Origin of the sequence: Candidatus Tisiphia endosymbiont of Temnostethus pusillus, assembly GCF_964264675.1 — a bacterium.
GTDB lineage: Bacteria > Pseudomonadota > Alphaproteobacteria > Rickettsiales > Rickettsiaceae > Tisiphia.
The window spans coordinates 918,352-940,480 of sequence record NZ_OZ183472.1; the positions used below are offsets into that span (position 1 = coordinate 918,352).

Annotated in this window: 20 protein-coding genes and 3 pseudogenes; 6 read left to right on the plus strand and 17 right to left on the minus strand. The window is 33.5% G+C overall.

All coding sequences use genetic code 11. The features are described from left to right. Positions 1–36 precede the first annotated feature (36 nt). The 12 genes and pseudogenes from ACFEL2_RS04360 to ACFEL2_RS04415 form a co-directional block, all read right to left on the minus strand. Positions 37–807, minus strand: a complete 771-nt coding sequence (locus tag ACFEL2_RS04360; protein ID WP_375332384.1) for a cytochrome c1 — start codon at positions 805–807, stop codon at positions 37–39. A 134-nt stretch (positions 808–941) separates the two neighbouring features. Further along, positions 942–2,138: a cytochrome b gene (locus ACFEL2_RS04365; protein ID WP_375332342.1), complete on the minus strand. Its 1,197-nt coding sequence runs from the start codon at positions 2,136–2,138 to the stop codon at positions 942–944. 6 nt (positions 2,139–2,144) lie between these two features. Then, positions 2,145–2,672 carry a ubiquinol-cytochrome c reductase iron-sulfur subunit gene (gene petA, locus ACFEL2_RS04370; RefSeq protein ID WP_341752008.1) on the minus strand — a complete coding sequence of 176 codons (528 nt, stop codon included), beginning with the start codon at positions 2,670–2,672 and terminating at the stop codon, positions 2,145–2,147. Between the two features lie 328 nt (positions 2,673–3,000). Beyond that, a complete protein-coding gene (locus ACFEL2_RS04375; protein ID WP_375332343.1) occupies positions 3,001–3,432 on the minus strand; it encodes a DUF2670 domain-containing protein in 432 nt (143 codons plus the stop codon). Positions 3,433–3,539: 107 nt separating this feature from the next. Then, positions 3,540–4,187 carry a heme exporter protein CcmB gene (locus ACFEL2_RS04380; protein WP_341752006.1) on the minus strand — a complete coding sequence of 216 codons (648 nt, stop codon included), beginning with the start codon at positions 4,185–4,187 and terminating at the stop codon, positions 3,540–3,542. Positions 4,188–4,410: 223 nt separating this feature from the next. After that, positions 4,411–5,386: pseudogene (locus ACFEL2_RS04385) on the minus strand (DUF4040 domain-containing protein). Positions 5,387–5,400: 14 nt separating this feature from the next. Next, entirely contained in the window at positions 5,401–5,688 is a 288-nt protein-coding gene (locus tag ACFEL2_RS04390) for a Na+/H+ antiporter subunit G (RefSeq protein WP_341752005.1), read from the minus strand. Between the two features lie 7 nt (positions 5,689–5,695). Then, the gene (locus ACFEL2_RS04395) at positions 5,696–7,153 is read right to left on the minus strand and encodes an NADP-dependent isocitrate dehydrogenase (RefSeq protein WP_375332344.1); all 1,458 of its coding nucleotides are present in this window, start codon (positions 7,151–7,153) and stop codon (positions 5,696–5,698) included. A gap of 20 nt (positions 7,154–7,173) precedes the next feature. After that, positions 7,174–7,743 carry an OmpH family outer membrane protein gene (locus ACFEL2_RS04400; protein WP_375332345.1) on the minus strand — a complete coding sequence of 190 codons (570 nt, stop codon included), beginning with the start codon at positions 7,741–7,743 and terminating at the stop codon, positions 7,174–7,176. Between the two features lie 194 nt (positions 7,744–7,937). Next, positions 7,938–8,411 (minus strand): hypothetical protein, encoded by a 474-nt coding sequence (locus tag ACFEL2_RS04405; RefSeq protein WP_341752002.1) that lies wholly within the window; start codon positions 8,409–8,411, stop codon positions 7,938–7,940. Positions 8,412–8,473: 62 nt separating this feature from the next. Beyond that, positions 8,474–8,842, minus strand: coding sequence for a PD-(D/E)XK nuclease family transposase (locus ACFEL2_RS04410; RefSeq protein ID WP_341752001.1), 369 nt, complete (start codon positions 8,840–8,842; stop codon positions 8,474–8,476). Between the two features lie 321 nt (positions 8,843–9,163). Beyond that, on the minus strand, positions 9,164–10,444 hold the full coding sequence (locus ACFEL2_RS04415) for a glycosyltransferase family 2 protein (RefSeq protein WP_375331585.1): 1,281 nt from the start codon (positions 10,442–10,444) through the stop codon (positions 9,164–9,166). A 200-nt stretch (positions 10,445–10,644) separates the two neighbouring features. Between ACFEL2_RS04415 and ACFEL2_RS04420 the strand changes: the two genes are divergently transcribed. Further along, positions 10,645–11,382 carry an HD domain-containing protein gene (locus ACFEL2_RS04420; RefSeq protein ID WP_375331586.1) on the plus strand — a complete coding sequence of 246 codons (738 nt, stop codon included), beginning with the start codon at positions 10,645–10,647 and terminating at the stop codon, positions 11,380–11,382. On the opposite strand, the gene ACFEL2_RS04425 is transcribed toward ACFEL2_RS04420, so the two are convergent. Then, positions 11,276–12,622, minus strand: a complete 1,347-nt coding sequence (locus tag ACFEL2_RS04425; protein ID WP_375331587.1) for an MFS transporter — start codon at positions 12,620–12,622, stop codon at positions 11,276–11,278. The genes ACFEL2_RS04420 and ACFEL2_RS04425 overlap by 107 nt on opposite strands. A gap of 361 nt (positions 12,623–12,983) precedes the next feature. On the opposite strand from ACFEL2_RS04425, the gene ACFEL2_RS04430 reads away from it, so the two are divergent. From ACFEL2_RS04430 to ACFEL2_RS04450, 5 genes are all read left to right on the plus strand, one after another. Beyond that, the gene (locus ACFEL2_RS04430) at positions 12,984–13,964 is read left to right on the plus strand and encodes a hypothetical protein (protein ID WP_375331588.1); all 981 of its coding nucleotides are present in this window, start codon (positions 12,984–12,986) and stop codon (positions 13,962–13,964) included. 31 nt (positions 13,965–13,995) lie between these two features. Further along, positions 13,996–14,616, plus strand: coding sequence for a hypothetical protein (locus ACFEL2_RS04435; RefSeq protein WP_375331589.1), 621 nt, complete (start codon positions 13,996–13,998; stop codon positions 14,614–14,616). Positions 14,617–14,714: 98 nt separating this feature from the next. After that, entirely contained in the window at positions 14,715–16,079 is a 1,365-nt protein-coding gene (locus tag ACFEL2_RS04440) for an MFS transporter (protein ID WP_375331590.1), read from the plus strand. 47 nt (positions 16,080–16,126) lie between these two features. Next, positions 16,127–17,491, plus strand: coding sequence for an MFS transporter (locus ACFEL2_RS04445; RefSeq protein ID WP_375331591.1), 1,365 nt, complete (start codon positions 16,127–16,129; stop codon positions 17,489–17,491). Positions 17,492–17,538: 47 nt separating this feature from the next. After that, a complete protein-coding gene (locus tag ACFEL2_RS04450) occupies positions 17,539–18,921 on the plus strand; it encodes an MFS transporter (RefSeq protein ID WP_375331592.1) in 1,383 nt (460 codons plus the stop codon). Here the strand turns inward: ACFEL2_RS04450 and ACFEL2_RS04455 are convergent. The 4 genes and pseudogenes from ACFEL2_RS04455 to ACFEL2_RS04480 form a co-directional block, all read right to left on the minus strand. Next, the gene (locus ACFEL2_RS04455; RefSeq protein ID WP_375331593.1) at positions 18,848–19,543 is read right to left on the minus strand and encodes an HD domain-containing protein; all 696 of its coding nucleotides are present in this window, start codon (positions 19,541–19,543) and stop codon (positions 18,848–18,850) included. The two genes, ACFEL2_RS04450 and ACFEL2_RS04455, sit on opposite strands and share 74 nt — an antisense overlap. A 424-nt stretch (positions 19,544–19,967) precedes the next feature. After that, a pseudogene (locus tag ACFEL2_RS04460) lies at positions 19,968–21,098 on the minus strand (IS256 family transposase); the annotation flags it as partial. After that, positions 21,049–21,411: a transposase gene (locus tag ACFEL2_RS04465; RefSeq protein ID WP_375332385.1), complete on the minus strand. Its 363-nt coding sequence runs from the start codon at positions 21,409–21,411 to the stop codon at positions 21,049–21,051. The gene ACFEL2_RS04465 and the pseudogene ACFEL2_RS04460, both read right to left, overlap by 50 nt. 130 nt (positions 21,412–21,541) lie before the next feature. Beyond that, positions 21,542–21,979: pseudogene (locus ACFEL2_RS04480) on the minus strand (IS110 family transposase); the annotation flags it as partial. Positions 21,980–22,129: the final 150 nt, after the last annotated feature.

Sequence of the window (22,129 nt, forward strand, 5' to 3'; positions counted from 1 at the left end):
ATAACATGTTTTAAGATATAAGAACCTAAAGATTTGTTATTTATACTCTTCTGTTTCTAGATTCTTCCAAATTCTATTTTTAGAGATATAGAAGAAAATTATAAAAATTACTAAGAACATCGTCACTTTCAAACCCATGGATTTACGGTTTTCCATTTCAGGTTCAGCAGCCCATTGTAAAAATATCGTAACATCCATAGCCATTTGTTCGACTGATGAGTTTGTTCCGTCTATATACTTTACTTGTCCATCTGACAAAGGAGCTGGCATGGCAATCTGACTATGTGGAAAATATGGGTTGTAATTTAATCCTGGCATTAGTTTAAAATTTTCAGGAGGATCACTATAACCAGTGAGTATAGAATATAAATAATTTGCTCCATCAGGTCTTGCTTTGATAATCAACGATAAATCAGGTGGGTCTGCTCCATTGTTAGCAGCTCTTGCTGCTTGTTCATTAGGGTAGGGACGAACAAATGGATCGGAGGGTAGGGCAGGTCTTTCAAACATTTCTCCTGCATCATTTGGACCATCTTGTACAGTATAATTTTTGGCTATTTCTTTAATTTCTTCATCTGAAAATCCTAGCTCTTTAAGATTACGGTAATATAAATTATAAAGACCATGACACACGCTACATACTTCTTTATAGACTTGGAAGCCACGCTGTGCAGCTTTCCTATCAACGCTAGCAAAAACTCCATCAAATGGCCAAGCAATCTTTTTTGTAGGTAGTGCATCGTTATTGGCAGTGACAATATTTGATATTAACAAAATTAATAAACACAGGAAAAACTTAATACTAATGTCATTGCGAGTAGGCATAAGCCAACAAAGCAATCCATTCCTAATCATTCCTTTGGATTGCTTCATCGCTACTAAAGTAGCTCCTCGCAGTGACGGAGTAATGTTAATTGGGTTAGCCATAATTTTTTGGTCTTTCATATAGAATCCGGTAATGGCAGAGTTTTTTCATATTTACTAATTAGAGGTACAGCAATTAAAAAATGAAAAAAATAGTAAGTAGCAGCGAACCTGCTTAAGGTAATGTAAGGTTCTTCTGCTGGTTGTCCTCCAAGATATCCAAGTACCAAACAATCAAATATGAACAGCCAAAAAGCAATGCGGAATATTGGTCTATAATTGCTACTCCTAACTTTTGAGCTATCAAGCCAAGGTAAGACAAATAATAGCAAAATACTAGAAAACATCAATATTACCCCGCCTAGCTTTGACGGTACTGCACGTAAAATGGCATAAAATGGCAGAAAATACCATTCTGGAACTATATGAGCCGGAGTAACTAAAGGGTTAGCTGGTATGTAATTGTCAGGATGCCCTAGATAATTTGGTTGATAAAAGACAAAAAAGGCAAATATTAAAAAGTAAACACTGAATCCAACAAAATCTTTTACAGTATAATATGGATGGAAAGGAATAGTATCTTTAGGTGATTTAACATCGATACCCTTGGGATTATTTGATCCATGAATATGTAATGCTACTAAATGGAGTAGTACTAAAGCTACTATAATAAAAGGTAATAAATAATGCAAAGCAAAAAACCTATTAAGTGTAGGGTTATCAACTGAAAATCCTCCCCAAAGCCAAGTAACTATCGATTTGCCAATAATAGGTATAGCTGAAAATAAATTGGTGATTACAGTTGCTCCCCAGTAGCTCATTTGTCCCCAAGGTAGCACATATCCCATGAAGGCAGTAGCCATCATGGTAAGAAAAATTATTATGCCTATATGCCACAATAATTCTCTAGGTTTTTTGTATGAGCCATAATACAATCCTCTACAGATGTGTAGATAAACTGCAGCAAAAAACATTGATGCTCCAACTGAATGTATATAACGTATTAACCAGCCATAATTGACATTACGCATAATTTTCTCGACACTCTCGAAGGCGTAATCGACATGGGGAGTATAATGCATAGCCAAAATAATGCCAGTGATTATCTGAATTACTAAAGCGATACCAGCTATTGACCCTAAGTTCCATAGGTAACTTAAATTTTTGGGTGTTTGGTATTCGCCTAAATGTTTAAGGAACGAGAAAACAGGTAGTCTATAGTCTATCCATTCTATAACGGGATTTGATTTTTTAGGATCATTAGTTTCATTCATAAATAACTATCCGATTTTAATTTTTGTATCGGAAATAAACTCATATGGTGGGACAGCCAAATTTAAAGGAGCTGGTCCTTTACGAACACGACCAGATGAGTCGTATTGAGAGCCGTGGCATGGACAAAACCAACCATCATAATCTCCTTGGTTTGCAAGTGGTACACAACCTAAATGTGTACAAATGCCAATAGTTACTAACCATTTATCATGTCCAGCTTTAACTCGTACTTGATCAAGTTCGGGATCTATTAACTCGGAAAGGTTTACATTTCTTGCTTCAGCAATTTTTTCGGGAGTCCTGTTAGTAATAAAAACCGGTTTACCTTGCCATTTAACAGTAAGAGTTTGACCTGGTTGTATGTGAGATAAATCCACTTCTATTGAAGATAGGGCAAGAACATCCGCTGAAGGGTTGAATGAATCAACAAGAGGGTAGGTAGCACATGCAGCTCCAACCACAACCATACTGCTGGCAGTTAAGGTTATAAAATCCCTACGAGTTGCCTTATCATAATCATTAGTATTTGACATAAACTGACTAGTATACCTCTTCTACTTCAATAGTTGTTTTCACAACTACTTGAAGTAGGGAATTATTTTATAATGAGTGCAACTATAGAAGCTAGGTTCTATAGTAGTGGCTTTCACTTTTTGCACAAATTTGATATTTATTATTATATTTAATATAATAGACTACTGGAAAAGTAACAAAAAATCAAGGGCAGCTTCAACAATTAACAGTGAAGTATTACCCTAATTTTGCTTATAAGGAAAAATGCATTCTTAAAGCGGCTAACACGAATGCATTTTAAACCTTTCTAAAGCTAAAAACATGATTTTAGCCAAATATTAATTTGGTTTATTTACCATCACTATCTGTAGAATCGCTAGGAGAATCATAAGGATTGCGATATGGAAGCATTTCCGGTACAGTTCCGTCTTTAGGTAGTAACTTATTTAATCCCTCCTCTAAAGCTTTTTCACCTGTTTCTTCTTCTTTAATCTCGTATTTTGGCGGGTCTCCTAAACATTTCCAAAAATTGGTTAAGCTCTCAAAGTTGGGACCTAATTTTGTAGTACAGTTTTGTGCAATTGATTTAGATGTATCAAGAATTTCAATTGTAGCATTGGTCATATATTTTATAAATCCAATTTGTTCAAGACCCTTGGCTACCCAAAATAATACTATCAAAGAGGCAACTGCTATCATAAAGTACCATTTAGCTATGATACTCCATAAAAACACCCCCATAGGGTTAGCTGCTATTAGTCTTCTTAAAGCTTGCCACATATATAACTACCAAAAAATGGTTAAAAAACTACGACTAAATTACATGAATAATAAAAAAATAACAATTTTTTTATTAGTGCAGGGGTCAGTATGGTGTATAATATAAATTAAATGTTGTAAATATTCTTAATTAGATATGATGAGAGATAAAATATGGTTGGTAAAAGAAGCATATTGATACCAATCATAACAAAAATTAGACTTATATTCTCAAGATTTTGTAAAACAAGACCGGTAAGTATTATGTTGGGTATTAATAGTGGCATGATTAATATTGCTAGCAGGTTAGTATTTGACCTAAAATAGCTTTGAATAGATCCAATTAAAACTAGTAGGCTACTGGACAAAGTTAATAGCAAAGTTAGAGTGATAAAAAGATAGGTTACTGTTGTTAGATCAAGATCGAAAATAATATAAATTATCGGGATATTTAATAAAGAGCTAGTAAGCGAACTAAAAAATATAGCAAATAATTTAGATGTAACAATTTCGCTCTCACTGAAACTGGATAATAGTAGCTCTAAACTTCCATCCTCCACATCTTGCTTTAATATTAGACTAGAGAAGCCAATTAGGGCTATTGGTAAAAAAATTACTGAAAAAATAACCCCAAATTTCTTAATATCTGCTTGGTCATTGATTAAAGCCGTGCTGAAAATACAAAATAAAAAAAATATAAATAGATATTTGCTAAGATTATTAATACGATTTTGAATTAAATATTCCCATTTTATTAGCTGTACTAGTTTATGCATATACTACTCGTAAATGAAGAGTTGATAGACGATAGAATCAAAATCATGAAGACGACAACGCCAATTCTTGATTTTCATCGAGTATATACTGCTCGTAAATGAAGAGTTGGTAGACGAAGGTCAACTTCAAGAAGAGCTAGGAGTGTCAAAGTCGAGCAGCGGAGCGTACATTAGTACGTGAGCAGCGGAGATCTTTAGACACGACGACGCCAATTCTTGAAGTTCACCGAGTATATCTCATTATGGAATATATTAAACACATAACCGATGCAACGCAAAGTCCAACGCCAATTTCAATGATAAAGATACCAATATGTTGAGCTAATAATTTATCATTTGCAAGAGAATAGTAGTTTAAGTAATTATCATCAAATAATATTGATACCATACCGGTCATGGCATAGATAAGTACCCCGATAGTAGCCATACCAACTAGTAAATCAGTAGAAAAATATTGTTTTAATTTGAACTGACCATGAACTAAATCAAAAGCAATTATCATAGAAGCAAATATAGCCCCAGCTTGGAATCCACCTCCTGGTGATGCATCACCATTAATTTGAATATATAGACAATATAAAAATATATAAGGTAAGATAAAAAGAGTAGAATGTTTTATAATGATAAAATCTTTAAGCATGTTCATTACTTTTTTGTGAAAATAGCAATAATACCGATATTCCAGCAATTAAAATGACTGCCGTTTCTCCAAGAGTATCATAACCTCTGTAACTAGCTAGTAGTGCTGCTACAAAAGAGGGAATACCAATATCACTTTTAGTATTTTCAATATAATATTTGGTTAAGTGACTTTGCATAGGAGAATCTATAGATCCATATTCTAGTAAATCAAGTCCTGCAAAGCTAAATGTTACTATGAACATTAAACATATAATTGATGAACTTATTACTCGTGTTGGTTTAAGATCACATTTTTGTATGTCTTGCAATCTAGTGAGAAAGCTTAGGAAAACACAGCTAGACAAACAGCTACCTAGAGCTACTTCAGTCATTGCCACGTCTGGAGCGTCCATAAGAAGATAAGATAAACCAATAAGTAGGCTAAATACAGAGCTTATGATCACTGTTTCTAATAAAGAATTACAAAATATAATCTTAATTGATACGATGGCAAGCATTATAAGGATTACCATAAGCAACCAGCTAGCTAGTTGAAAATTTATTATTTCTGGTATCATAAATAAACAATCAATTATTTTAGGTTAGTTTTTCCTAATAAAGCAGCCTTGCCAATTGCATGAGTAGATACCGGGTTTAATATTAAAATCAATATAGAGGCAAAAACTAATTTAAAAGAGCTAGTAAAATCATGTTGTAAAAAGGCAAGACCAACAAGTGATAAAGGTACTCCACAACATTCAATTACACTGGCAGCATGAATTTTTGTATAAAAGTCAGGAAATCTGAACAGTCCAACAATGCCAGAAAATATTGCTATAATTCCAAGTAGGATTAATCCATAACCAATAACAAAAAACATAAATATTCTATTCTCCTTGAGCAAGCGAGTAACCCGCTTTCCCATCAAATTCAAAGAGATTCTCAATTTTAATAAAATCTATTTTTGCCTGGCTTAGCGATTCAAGTAAATGGACTATAGATGAATGTGTTATTTTTTCTCCATCCTTCTTTGCCATAAAACGGCAACACCAATGATCAGATAATAATTCAAATCTCTCATCCCTGGGCCATAATTTAAGTCCCATGGAAGATACGGTTTTTAATTCTAAGTCACCTAAACTAATAATTTGAATTTTTTCTGCTACCTCATGAGCAGTCAACGCTGCCATTTGGATGAATACATCACTACCTACCAATTCTTTAACTTCTTTACTATTAATCGAATATATCTGCTCAGTAGTTTGTTGTTGGGTAACTGGTGATGAATATGCCGCTACTCTGAGGGTAGAAGGTTTGATCCCTAGTCTTTTTACTACTTCATCAGCAAATTCCTTAGTACCAACTTTTTTGCTAGATATTTCTTCATTGTAAATGTCTCCAGTATGGACTCCATCCTCAATGGTTTTTTTCCAGGCATTTTCTATTAGTGTAGCAATATCCTGTTGCCCGATATGAATTAGCATGATAATTGCTGCGTTAAGTAAACCAGAAGGATTAGCTAGGTTGCGACCGGCAATATCTGGGGCAGAGCCATGTACAGCTTCAAATAAAGCATAATTTTGCCCTATATTAGCAGAGCCAGCGAGTCCTACCGAACCAGAAATTTCTGCAGATACGTCCGATATAATATCACCATACAGATTTGAAGTTACAACGACGTCAAATAATTCCGGCTGAGCTGCTAGTCTTGCAGTGCCGATGTCTATAAGGTAATAATCACTTTGAATTTGCTTATATTCATTAGCAATTTCCTCAAAAACTTTATGAAAAATCCCATCAGACAGTTTCATAATATTATCTTTACTGAAACATGTAACCTTTTTACGATTGTTCTTTATCGCATACTCAAAAGCATATCTAATAATTCTTTCACTACCAACCCGGCTAATTAGTTTAAGAGATTCATAGACATTGTGAGTCTGACGATATTCGATGCCTGCATATAAATCTTCAACATTTTCCCGTACTATAACCACGTTTAAATTTGGATGCAGTGTTTTAACAAAAGGAGCATAAGAAATAGCAGGGCGAATATTGGCATAAAGAGATAGGGCTTTTCTAAGAGTTACATTTAAGCTTTTATACCCACCACCTAGAGGAGTGGTAATAGGAGCTTTTAGAAGCACCTTAGTTCTTGCTAATGATTGCCAAGTATCTTCTGCTATCCCTGAGGTATAGTGCTTTTGGTATAATTTTTCTCCTACTTCCACTACCTCTATACGTATTCTTGCTTCAGCTTCTTTTAAAATATACAGTACTGCTTGCATTATTTCTGGACCTATACCATCACCATAAGCTACTGTAATAGGAGTAAATTCTGTCATTGATAAACCTCTATAACAAATTATTCGTATTTAATTGTAACATGTTTTAATTTATTATTTAGTTCTGCTATCACTTCTTGCGTAATATTTAGACTATTTTTAGCAAATAAAATTTGAGTACTAGGTATAACTAGATCAAGATTATACTTTTCTGCTAAAGTACTTATAATTTTTGTTATAGCTTCTTGTACTTTCCCTATACCCTCAGCATGGGCTTGTTCAAGGCGTACTTTTCTATCTCGTATTTCTTTTTGTGCTATATTTATTTTCTTTTCAAAAAGACTAAATTCTTGTTCAAAAGCTGATTCACTTAAAGAATTACGTTTTCCCATTAATAGATTTTCTATTTCTTTTAGTTCTCCATCCTTCTTTGATAGATCTTGTCGAATTTTTTCGCTTATTTGGTCTACAGATTTTCTTATAGACTGGATTGCTACAGAATGTTCTAGAATAGAGTGTATATCTACAATAGCAATCCTTGTTGCAAATCTATTTTCAATATTTGTATTGGAAGCATGAATAGTTGAATAGCTGTTAATTATTAAACAAAATATTATTGTTAACCAACTATGACATCGTTTTGACCACATAACTATCATACTAATGTTAGTGTTTTTGATCCACATAGAATTTTCTCTTCTAAATTCTTCAATTTTTTGCAGTATATACCAAAAATTTCTTCCACTAATATGTTTTTACAAAAATAATATCTTTTTTAACTTTCAACAGTTATGAACAACGGTCGTTCTATTTTTCCAATACAGCAATTCAATACCCTTCCTATTTAATTTTCGTCAAGTACAGTAGTTGTGTCCTCAGCCAAATTCTTACGTAGCCATTCTATTTCTTCTATGGATAGTTCTATTATTCTACTTATAGTTTCTATAGAAAAATTTTCTTTTAGCATTTTTTTTGCCATTGCTATTTTTTCTTCAGCTCTACCTTCAGTTCTAGCTGCAACTATATAATCACGTTCTTTTAGCGATTCATTGACATAATTCTGATAGTGCTGACGTTCTTCTGGAGTCATTTTTAGAACACTCAGACGTTCTGCTACTTTCTTCATATAAGGCGACTTAAAATCATCTTTAACCTCAGAATGTTTGGCAAAATATAACCACTCATCCAACTCATCTTTTATAATACCATCAAAAAGCGGTACGGAAATAACAAAATATTCAGGAAATACATTGTGAACATCAAAAAACCTACAACCCATATCAGCAAGATGTAAGTCTACTGGATGTTCCCTGTCCATTTTTCTAAATATAGTTTGACCGTGATATAATGGAGAGCTTATATCGCTCAACACAAAATATATTAAGTTGATATGAAATATTTTTTGATATCACTATAATCCTGATCTGAGCTGATATTATCAACAATCAACCGATAACTATTAAAGCAAGCTTTGTGGAGAAAAGTGTGGGTAGTTGAACGATCTATTTCCACAATATATTTATGACCTTGCTGGTCTTCAACGATAACGTCAGCTATGCTTTTCTTTAAGTCTTTACGTTCTTTATTACTCTTACTCTCTAGTAAAGCGGTGATTTTTACTGGTAAGTAACCAGCATCTTTAAGGATAGCCGAAATAAAGCCTTCGATTATTTCATAATCACCTTTATCTTTGAGTAGATATTTAATCGCATAGTCTAACGATACCAATGTTTTACTATTCGTACTCATAAGCTATCCTCATTATAAATTTCCTTCAATATCATCAACTCCATCATCTCTAGACGCATGCAAGCATATGTACAAAAACAAAGCTTGCATGCCTTCATTGAAAGCGGTGTAGTTGCTTTCTTGCCGCATGAAATTGCTGCGATACACACCACTCATGTAGGCTAAATCTTCTAAGACTATACTAGCATTTTCTCCACTGAAAAGCTGCAAATAAATTGATTTTAATTGCTCTTTTGAGAGTAAAGTAGGAGGAGCTTGGGTTACTGAAGAATTACTTTAATCCCAATTTAATCCTTGACTCTTAAGACAGTATCAGAATCATCATTGGAGTATACCTAGTTTCCTACAAATTTTGTTCCACGTTATTCTAAAACCATCTACACGTAGCGATCTAATTAACTTCACTACTATATTAGGGTTACGTTTCTCAGATGGCCAGTCATCAAATTTTATTAATTTATCTAATGGCAAGCTAGATATATTTGTTGCAGAAAATAGTAACAACTGAACTTGCTTATCAAATTGACTTAAATATTCATCGTTCATAACAAATGATGCAATATTGATTAATCCTATTATTGTTTTCTTAGTATTTAAGCATGTAGTAGTACTGTAATTAATTCTAACCTTCGATAATGCAATGTCAATCGCTCCTATCTCATATTTGCTTGCTATAGATATCCATAAGCATACATCTTCACCAATTCCTATATTTTCAGGGAATTTGTTTGACATAAAAAGGGAGGTTTTTCCCATCACACTAGACATTGTTATTGGACATTTAGTAATAATGTTTGGAAAGACTTGCTTGCTAAAAGTACCAGAGCTTATATATTTTATCAAATTTCCAGCCCAATCTATTCTATGGTAAGAAGTATGCGAGAATAACAAACTATTATCCTCCATAAACTTCAATTGAACCTCAAGTTTATTGTCATAAAACAAATCATTAGAATCAATGAACGCTATGTACTGCCCAGATGCATGTTTAATACCTAGATTACGTGCCGCTGCTGGTCCTGCATTTTCCTTACGAATGTATTTAATTCTACTATCTTTATTGCACTCCTCAATCAACCTAGATACATCATCTTTAGAACCATCATCTACTATAATCAATTCAAAACACTGATGAGTTTGGGCAATAACACTTTTTATAGACTCAATTGCCAAATCAACTCTATTATAAATTGGCATAATTACACTAATCTTAATATCGGTTAAGATATCCTTAGCCATTGACTTAGCTAGTTCGGATGCTTGATAACAAGAAGCATTTGCAAGAAAAACACTAGTACGATGCAGGAATAAATAAGGTGATCCTTCCATTATAGTCATTTCTTCTAAAGTTAACCTTCTGAGAAACCTAGACCATAATTCATTACATTCATTCATGTGGCTAGCAATTTTATGGGTTCCTTGATCTAGATGAGTGCGACTTTTAATTAAAATACGATCATCAAAATGAATAGGCGCTATCCGTAAAAACTCAAACCAAAGTGCATAATCCTGGGTAGTTAATAATGTTTCATCAAAAGTACCAATTTCACAAAAATATTTTATAGGTATTAAAAGAGCACATCCATGAATTAATCCTCGCATAAGAGGGAATAATGGGATATTACATTTTTTTGCTGATAATATTTTATCTGGTCTTATAAAAGACAGTGACTTAGAGTTATGATCTATAACCTCATACCCTCCGTAAATAATCGTATTACGGTTGGGAAGAGTGTTAAGTGCTTTAAGTAATGAGAATTTTAGTTTATTATAACTTTATAATTAAAATATCATGGTTTCTTATGGAAGATGTTAATAACTATTGGGATAATTCAAAATACCAGTATTGTGCATATGCTGAGAGGTTGCTTAAGGAGTTAATTTTGCTAAATGAAAAAGTAAAGCAACCAATAAACATGTATGAAGTCAAAAAAGGCATCTACTATGCTAAAAAATATCATGGCAGCCAAATGAGGCAGTCCGGCGAGCCGTATTATTCACATCCGATTGAAGTGGCGTATATGCTTGCCCAGTACACAGCCCTAGAAATTCCACGATTGTTTAGAACAGACATGATTGTGACTGCATTACTACATGACACCATTGAGGATACACACCTGACCGAAAAGATGATTGCTTACATCTTTGGCAGTCAAGTGGCTAGTCAAGTAGAAGACCTGACCAGGGTCAAGCCTCATGGCAAGATTAGCTCGGCAGAAACACTAGATTTATTAATTCAGCAAAAAAAACATGATGTAGCACTGATTAAACTTTTTGATCGGATTCACAATTTAGAAACTCTAGGAGCGAAATCACTAGAAAAAGCTAAAAAGATAGTAGAAGAAACTGTAATACATTTTTTAACTTTATCTATGTATTTAAAAATACCAACAGTAACAAAACGAATTATTACATTATGTTGTCAACATTTATCTATACCTCTACATAAGGCTTTTGTGGATAATTCCCAGCCTCTTTCTCCAACTTTTCAAAATGAAATAGTCCGAATGCAAAACCTATGCAAACTGGAAGCAATATAACCATTATTCCCCAATGATGCCAATATTCAGTTAAGTAAACAATTGAAAAAGAGGTAACTACATGCATTAAGGCACGAGATATGGCAAAGGTAAGGCTAGCACAGCTAAAACGTTTAAAGACAGGAAAGTATCTATAAAAGATTGCATGTCCTGTGCTAGCACCGGTAGGTACAAATAACGTAACGAATAATTGCATTAAAAATACATCAAATGAGCTATTAAGATTATTTAATAAGTAAGGGCAAGCTAAAACAAATAGACAAAATATTAATAACAAAGTTTTTACAATTTTTAACGGATATATTCTATAACTTAAATATGTTAATACCAAAGTGCCTAAGAAGGAAAATATTGAGATAATAAAATTTTGATGAATGACCTGTTCAGCAGTGCAGCCAAAAGAATTTTTTAAAAGATTTCCGCAATAAATATAAGTAAAATAAAAACATACGGGACACATGCATTCTATTAGAAACAATGCTATTGTTGTTACTTTATTAGCTTTTTCCTGCCATATTGGATTATTTTCTAGTTTTTTAAGATCTATGCTGCCAACATTTGAAGGTTGCTCAAAAGTTTTTTTTAGTTGACGTTTGGCGTCAGCAAATTCCGGTGTTTCTCTAAGACTTCTTCGAGCTGCTGTACCAATCAGTGCTACGACTGCTCCCATCCAAAAGGCTATACGCCAATTAAATCCATAGGAGGTCACTACCGATGCTATCCCTAAAGCGAAAACTCCTCCTAAAGTACTAAAAATGGAAATTGATGAAGAAGTCGGATATTGGATTGGTGGGTTTATAGATTCAATTAAATAAAGTCTTGCTCCTATTGTTTCTCCCATAGAGGATATTCCTTGTAGTATACGGCATATAGTGATTAACCAAGAAGCTGTAATGCCTATTTGGGCATAAGTAGGGAGATTAGCCATGGTAATACATGATAAAGCCATCATAAAAGTCGTGATGATAACGGTAGTCTTACGCCCTATATTATCACCTAACCATCCAAATATTACTGCACCAACAGGCCTAAAAACAAAGGTAGAGCAAAAAGCTGTAGCTGAATAAAGAGCGGTAGTATGAGGGTCAGATTTTGGAAAAAACAGCTCATTTAACAGTACAGCCATATGTACATAAAGCATCAGATCAAAATATTCTAAAAAAGTTCCAATCGATAATAAGCCAACAGCTGATTTTTGTTCTTTCGTTAGGCTTTTTTGTTCCTGCTGATATCCTATCATTGTATTCACCTTAATATATTTATTAATACTAATAGATAGTGATGATTTGGTTGAACGATAGCAAGAAAAAATAATATAGAAAATTGAAATAATAAATCTTGGTTGTAACAATATCACAATTCTATAAACAAATTAGAAAGGGGAAAAGAGAGAGTGGTAAAAATATAGGCTTAAGATCAAAGAATGTTAAATATCAGAACTGCATCGCATCCTAATAAATTATTAAAAATAATCTTTGCAGAGAAAATAGTTAAAAAATAATAATATTTATAATTAAAAAATACTTGACTAATATTTTAGAATTGATTCTAATTAAATTATGGTAATATAAATAAACTTATTAATACAAATGAAAAATAACATGGCTGATGATTCTGATGACGGGAATATGGGCAAAGAAGACTCTGCTTATGTTACTCAGTTTGAGAATGTTATTAATGATATCAAATCTCAGCTGCATACTACTAACCCAGCTGAGCTAGCGAGACTCAATAGTGCTATAAGCAGTTTGTTAGCTAGTAATCTTCCAGCAAAAATACTAAAAAGTTTGGAAGCTTTACAAGCTGCTGTTGCCAAAGAAGAGCAGCGTGCTGAACAAAATATTACTTACAGGCAAGAAGCGGAAGCCGCAACTAAGATGCAAGAACAAATAGAGTTTTTAGAGAGGGAAGCAAAAGAAGCTAAGCAACATCAGGATTTTAAAGATCAAAATATGAATTTTCTTGCAGAGGAAGAAAAAAGAATAGCTAAAACGAAAGATATAACAAGTCGTATACAAAGAGGTGATGATATACGGCAGGAGGAATTAGAGCAACTCCTTAAAAGTGATGATCAGCAAAAAGCAGAACAAGCTCATTATAAAGCTATGCTTCAGTATCAAAAAGAAATAAATGATCGCCATACAAAATCCGGTACTGAGGTAAAAAAGTGTAATGAAGCTATTAAAAATCCAAAATCATCAGGTACTGATAAAAAAGTTGCTCAGCAAAATTTAGCTAAAGCTGAAGCACGGCATGAAAAGAATACGTTAATTAAGAAAGAAGTGGATGAGCATAAGAACGCGTTGGATGATATGAAAAAGAGAAAACGAGAAGAAAATAATAAATTGTTAGAAACAATTGATAATCTGCCTAGCATTGATGCTAGAAAAGAAAAATTTTCAAAATTTGCTCAAAAGTTGAAACAACAACATCAAGAAGAAGATAAGAATTTAGGGATAATACAAATGGAAGCTCAGGAAATAGGAAATAAATGCAGAGCTAATTTGGAACGTACGGCTAGAGGACCAGTAGGGACGCCACCTTTGCATAAAGGTTCTAGTAAAAGAACAGGTAGAGAATAATCAATAACAATTAGGAGGATAGATAAATATTATGGCAAAAGCTAAATTAGTATATATGGATAGGAAGGATAATCAAGGTAATCAAGTGCTTAGTACGCCGATTAATTTGTATAATGAGGGCGTACAGGCATTAGGTGAGTCGGTGGTGTTATTAGATTGCAAAAAAGTAAAAGAGGCTAATGGTGGATTTAAAGTAGCGGCATCAAGTTTAAAGGAAGCTTTGACGTTTGGAGAAGGGTATGCAGCTGCAGCCCTAGCATATATTTATAGTAATGGTTATGGAGTTAAGAAGGATTATACTACAGCCAAATTATATATATTAATAGGAGAGAAATTGGGCAGTCAAACTTGTGCTGATTTTATGCAGGGTAAGAATGATGAGGTATTTGATATTAAGGATTTCTTAAAAGCTAATCCTAATGTCAGATCATATTCTAGAGATATTATTAATAGAGCGGAGAAACTTGCTCAGGCTGCTAGAGAAAATGCCCAAGAATATACTAAACAAACTATCATGACCAATGAAATTTTGGGTGAGGCTGTCCATCATTTTGAACAAGCTGATCCGTTGCATGCTATTAAAGTTTTCGAAGGGTTTACTGATGTAAAAGTTACCGGTGAGGCAAGTAGCAGTACTTGCGAAATTATGTAGTATCAAAGTCTATAACCCCTATGCCAATTAGTATAGGGGTTTTTTAACACAATTATATACAACTCTAGACAATATAACTTAAGGGTTTAAACACTAATATGAGCAAATTTGTACGAGCAGATGGCAGGGTTATCTATCCCCAAACCAGTCTAACAAGAGAACAAAAACAAGCTGTTGGGTTGCTGTCGATTGGGACGTTCCTTGAGTATTTTGATCTGATGCTTTATGTTCATATGGCGATATTGTTGAATGAACTTTTTTTTCCAAAATACGATCCGCATACAGCTACTATTCTTTCGGCTGCTGCCTTTTGTGCGACTTTTGTTTTTCGACCTGTTGGAGCATTGATATTTGGATGGTTAGGAGATAAGATTGGTCGTAAAGTAACGGTTGTTATTACAACTTTTATGATGTCGATTTCTTGTATTACCATGGCTAATTTACCAACTTATGCTCAAATAGGTATTACTGCTTCTATACTTATAACCATATGTCGTATTGTTCAGGGTATGTCCTCTATGGGCGAAGTAATCGGAGCTGAGCTTTATCTTACTGAAACTATAGCTCCACCTGCACAATATCCAGCTGTAGCAGTAATTTCAGTTCTTGCAGCTTTAGGTATGACAGCAGCTTTAGGTATTGCCTCGCTCGTTACTTCTTTTGGATTTAATTGGCGTATAGCTTTTTGGGTGGGTGCAGCGGTTGCAGTAATTGGTTCTTTAGCTAGAACAACCCTTAGAGAAACACCGGAATTTGCCGATGCAAAACGTCAATTAAAGACAACCTTAGAAAAAGCTAATGAAGACCCGAAATCATTAGAAAATCATCCTCTTTTGCAAGAAAAAATTGCCAAAAAAACCTTTTTGGCTTATTTTTTAATAGAATGTTCTTGGCCAGCAATTTTTTATTTTATATATGTTTATTGTGCTGACATACTAAAAGATTCTTTTGGTTATACAGCAGAACAGGTTATACATCAAAACTTTATTGTTTCTATAGTAAATTTATTGGGTTTTATAGTCTTGACGTACCTAAGCTCAAGAATTTATCCATTAAAAATTCTGAAAGTAAAGTTATTAGTATTTATTATTTTTGCTATAAGTTGTCCATATTTATTAGACAGTCTTAGAAATCCCCTCGATGTACTTTTACTTCAAGCAATTGTTATTTTATTTATATCTGATAGTCTACCAGCTGCTCCAATTTTCTATAAGCATTTTCCTGTATTTAAACGTTTTACTTGTGCTACTCTAATATACGCTCTATCACGTGCATTTATGTATGTTATTGTATCCTTTGGGCTGATATATCTAACTGAATATTTTGGTCATTGGGGGTTGCTCATCCTATTTTGTTTAATCAGTCTAGGATTCGCATTTGGGTTATTACATTTTGAAAAATTGGAGAAGAAGAGAGAAAATTACTTCCAACCAAAAATTGATCTAGCAACAAAGGCTGGATAATATATAGGTAAATGTTAATAACATAAAGTAAGGGTTTAAACACTAATATGAGCAAATTTGTACAAGCAGATGGCAGGGTTATCCATTCCCAAACCAGTCTCACTAGAGAACAAAAAGGAGCTGTTGGGTTGCTGTCGATCGGGACATTCCTAGAATATTTTGACTTGATGTTATATGTTCATATGGCAGGGGTTCTTAATGAGTTATTTTTTGAACCTACTGATTCTCACTCCTCCTCTTTAATGATGTCTTTTGCCTTTTGCGCTACATTTGTTTTTCGGCCAGTTGGTGCGTTAATATTTGGTTGGTTAGGTGATAATATAGGACGTAAATTTACTGTTATTATCACAACTTTCATGATGTCTGCATCCTGTCTTGTTATAGCTAATCTCCCTACCTATGCTCAGATAGGCAGTGTGGCAGCTTGGATATTGACCATCTGCCGTATCGTGCAAGGCATATCTTCTATGGGAGAAATAACAGGAGCACAGCTTTATATAACTGAAACGATTAACCCACCAGCCCAATATGTAGGTGTGGGATTGATGTGGGCTTTCTCTTCTTTAGGAGAGATAGGGGCTTTAGGAGTTGCCTCACTTGTTACTTCTTATGGTTTTAATTGGCGTATAGCATTTTGGCTAGGTGCAGTAATTGCACTGATTGGTTCTGTTGCAAGAACGAAGCTACGAGAAACACCAGAATTTGTTGATGCTAAACGTCAACTAAAAACAGTTTTTGCAAAAACTAATACAGATACCAGTACTTTAGAAAAAAATCCTATTTGGACAGAAAAGGTTAATAAAAAAACAGTACTAGCTTTCTTTTTATTACGATGTGTTCCCCCGGTATGTTTTTATTTTGTCTATGTATATTGTGGTAATATTTTACAAGCTAGCTTTGGTTATACAATATCCGAGGTTATTCATCATAATTTTATTATCTGTATAATAGAGTTTTTGACAGTATTAATATTATCTCGTTTAAGTTTAAAAGTGTATCCGTTATTAACCGTGAGAATTATACTCATAATAGGTTCTGTTTTTATAGTATTTTGTCCGTATTGGCTGAATAATCTTCATTCTCCTTACGAGTTATTTTTGATTCAATTTATTATAATTTTATTTGAGGACTGTTTAGCTCCTGCTATGCCAATTTTTTACAAAAACTTTCCGGTATTTAAACGTTTTACCTATGCTAGTATGATATTCGCTATATCTCGAACTTTGATGTATGTTATTACTGCTTTTGGCTTTACTTATCTTGTTGACCATTTTGGCTATTGGGGATTATGGGTTATTATGATCCCTACAATTGTAGGGTTCGCATACGGGTTATTACATTTTGAAAAGTTGGAGAAGAAGAGAGAAAATTATTTTCAGCCAAAAATTGATCTAGCAACAAAGGCTGGATAATATATAGGTAAATATTGATAACATAAAGTAAAGGTTTAAACACTAATATGAGCAAATTTGTACGAGCAGATGGTAGGGTTATCTATCCCCAAACCAGTCTCACTAGAGAACAAAAAGAAGTAATTGGATTACTCTCAATTGGCACGTTCTTAGAATATTTTGACCTGATGCTTTATGTTCATATGGCTGTACTTCTTAATGAGCTTTTTTTTCCTAAAACTGATCCGCATACTGCTACTCTTCTCTCAGCTGCTGCTTTTTGTTCTACTTACCTAATGAGACCATTTGGTGCATTAATATTTGGTTGGATAGGTGATAACATAGGACGAAAAGTATCTGTAGTGATTACAACCATGATGATGGCAATGTCTTGTATGGTAATGGCTAATTTACCAACTTTTGCTCAAATAGGGATAACTGCAGCTTGGCTGGTAACTATATGTCGTATTATACAAGGTATAACCTCTATGGGAGAGATAGTCGGTGCTGAGCTATATTTAACGGAATATTTACAACCCCCAAGGCGATATGTTGCTGTAGCTTTTATAGGTTTTTGTGCTGCTTTTGGCTATTTCGCTGCTGTGGGTGTAGCTCATCTTGTTACTTCGTATGGTCTTAATTGGCGATTAGCTTTTTGGATTGGTACAGTTGTTGCATTAGTTGGTATGATTGCTAGGACAACTTTACGAGAAACACCTGAATTTGCTGATGCTAAGCGTCGATTAAACAAAACTTTGCAATACTTGCAAGAAGCTGGATCTAACGTTAATGTTGATCACACCATTCATGACACTACTGAAATGAAAATCAATTGGAAGACAACAATAAGTTGTCTACTGGCAGATTGTATTTGGCCAGTGATGTTTTACGTGAGTTATATGCATTGTGCCAATATTTTTAAATATTCATTTAACTATACAGCTGAACAAATTATTCATAATAACTTGATTGTTTCAATTGCACAGCTAGTTAATGTTGGTGTTGTGGTTTATTTAAGCAGAAAGGTACATCCGCTAAGAATTCTAAAGATACGATTCATTTTAGCTACTGTATTTTTATTTGTGACTCCATTTTTATTACATAATGTAAAAACTGGATTGGACGTAACAATTGTTCAACTTTTATTAATGTTATTTTTATGCGATGCATCATCAGCTAACTCAATATTTTTTAAGCATTTTCCAATTTTTAAACGTTTTACTTATGTTAGTGCTATATATGCTGTGTCAAGAGCTATAGTGTATTTTATTACTTCTGTTAGTCTTATTTATTTAACAGAGTATTTTGGTCAGTTGGGGTTATATTTTATTACAATTCCAACGACTGCAGGTTTTGCATATGGATTATCACATTTTATTAAACTCGAGAAAGATGCTGGAAATTTTTCTGAAAAGAAAACTTATGTGGAGTCTGCAGCAAATACTGCTTAGATGATATAGTAGGTAAATATTGATGACATAATTCTATTAGTTTTTTTTCTAAATTAATTGCTTCTAAGTGTATAGTTAAACGTATAAATTCTTGTATGGTTTCCTCAATAATCTTCCTAGCTTTTTCAGGTGATTTAACTCCTAGAGTTTGTAAGTTGTGAACTCGGTCAAATAATTTAATCAATGCCACATCATATTTTTCTTGTTGAAGTAATATATCTAATATTTCCGCTGAGCTAATCTTGCCGTGGGGTTTGTTCCTACTTAAAGCTTCTACTTGACTAGCAACCTGCTCCCCAAAAATATAAGCTATCATCTTTTCGGTAAGTTCTGTATCCTCAATGGTGTCATGCAGTATGCTGGTAACAATAATGTCAGTGCGGTAAAGATCATCCGAAATCATATATGCTACCTCTAGTGGATGGGAGTAATAAGGCTCACCAGACTGCCGCATTTGGCTACCATGATATTTCTTGGCGTAATAAATAGCCTTTCTAACCTCATCAATATCTATTGGTCGGTTTACTTCCTCATTCATCTTACGTAATTTGTCCAGTAACCTAGTAGCATATTGACAAGGTGCATACTTTGAGTTGTCCCAATAATTAATATCTTCTTCCATAAAAAAACCAAACTATATATTTTAAATATATAAGTTAAACTAAAAATTAGAATATTACTAGGAATTTATTATATTTTTTTGAAAAAGATGAATGTTTTTGCATTTTGTTGTTGTATAAATAGACAGCTACTTATCTTTATATTCACATATCCTATAATAGGATAAACAAAAAAAAATGTAGAAAACATTTTGAAAAATAATAATATTATGCTATTATGTTATAATACTAGGTAACTAATGCGATTTTTAGATTATAGAAATGTCAAAATTAAGGTGCATGATACCTGATGATCATTTATTAGTGAGAATTCATGAAAGTAAAGAATTAGACTTGTCTTTTATCTATGAAAGATTGTGTAAGTATGATGTCAGAGTTAGTCCATCTTTGATCGACATTTGCCCATTTTTGGTCATCAGTACCACAAAGTATGGCAAATTGATTCAAGGCAACTGACCAATCTTTAATTGGCATTGTCCACTTCTTTTGAGCGTTTGTCAATGCCAAAAATATTATTTTCTGAATTGATTTATCATCTGGAAATACCCCTTTATTTTTAATAATTTTCCTGATTTGCCGATTGGCTGATTCAATAGTATTAGTAGTATATATTGCCTTTCTAATCCCTTCAGGGAAGCTAAAAAGCGGGGCTATACCTGACCAAAGACGTTGCCACATGTCAGAAATTACTGGATATTTTTCGTCCCATTTTTTACTAAAGTTTTGTAGCTCTCTAATCCCTTCCGCCTCGTTTATTGCTGTATAAATTTTCTTTAAATCAGCTGTTACCGATTTTAAATCTTTATATGACACGTACTTGGTAGAATTCCTAACCATATGCACGATACATAATTGTACAATAGTTTTAGGAAAAACACTATTTATAGCTTCAGGAAAGCCTTTTAGACCATCTACACAAGCAACATATATCTTTTCAATTCCCCTATTCTTTAGCTCAGTTACCACTTGCATCCAAAATTTAGAACCTTCATTCTTGCCAACCCAAATACCAAGTAACTCTTTCTTACCTTCCATATTAACACCTATAGCTATATAAACTGCTTTATTTATTATAGTGTGGTTGTCTCTTCCTTTAACATCTATGCAGTCAAGATATATTATCGGATATATACTATCAAGGGGACGATTCTGCCAATTTATAATATCCTCCAAAACTCCGTCAGTTACTTTAGATATTAATTCTGCAGATACTTTGGTAGAATAGATTTCCTCTAAATGTCCTTGTATCTCCCTTGTAGTCATACCTCTTGCATACAGAGATATTACCTTCTCATCAAACACTTTAAATTGTCGAACTCCCTTAGGAATTAATAGGGGTTCAAATTCTCCTTCTCTATCTCTTGGAACATCTACTGTTATATTCCGACCATCTTCATCTATTATAGTCTTTTCATAACTACCATTGCGTCTGTTTTCAGATTCTTTCTCATCCTTGGAATGCTTCTCATATCCAATATAAGATTCCATCTCTTTTTCTAGAATCTTATTAACTAGTTGTTTTTTTAACTCTTGCAATATCCCATCTTTGCCAAAAATTTTTTAAATATTGGAAACCATTCTTACCAGCTAATACTGCCATGTATAAAGCATCTCTAGGTATTTTCCTGCCTCCTCGAATAAATCTTCGTCCTTGCTTATTACCACTATCACGAGCATATGGAGCTATACCAACAATTGATGACAATTCATTGCTACTATAATTTTTATCCCCTAATTCAGGTACAAAACTAATTAGTTTTGTACCTAAACATTTACCAATACTAGGTACAGTCTCTAATATTTTTACCTTCTCTTTTAACTCTTCTGACTCATCTATTGTTTTGTTTAACTTTTTATCAAGCTCAGCTATTTCATTTTATAAAAATTTATAGATATCTTTCGAAACTCGCTTATGCTAGGGAATTTGTAGGAGACACGGAACGCAGAACCGCAGCGTACTAAATATACGTGAGGATTCGAGTACCGGATCGACGCACAAATTACCAGCAGAAGTAGAGCTTCGAAAGATATCTAATGTGTTTTTCTATACTCTCTTTATCAATACCATCAATGCTATGATGTAGTCTTTTCTTTTCATTGCTAAGCATTAATACTAAATCTTCTCGTCTTTGCTGACATCTCTTCAAAGTCTCTGATTCAACTTGATATATATAATTCGCTGAAAGCTGCATCTTATCCGCATAATATGCTAATTTAAATGCATCCTTCCTATCAGTTTTACACAAATTCACCGATTTACTAAAAGAATTAAAACTATATGTATTGACCTTATGTATTTGTTGGTTATTATTATCCAGCTTTTGACAAATCTCAGCTTCGTATCCTCCAGTAGGTTCACATATTATTAGCTTAATCTCTTGCTCTTTTGCTAATTTAATCATCTCTTCATGACCAGCTGCATCATTGGCAAAATGAAGAGTTGATAGACGAAGATCAAAATTATGATAGTAGCAGGAGTCGAAGGGTCAAGGAGCGGAGAGTACATTTAGTACGTGGCTACCTACTATCCCTGAAGACGACAACGCAATTCTTGATTTTCATCGAGTATATTTACTAGGATGGCATCC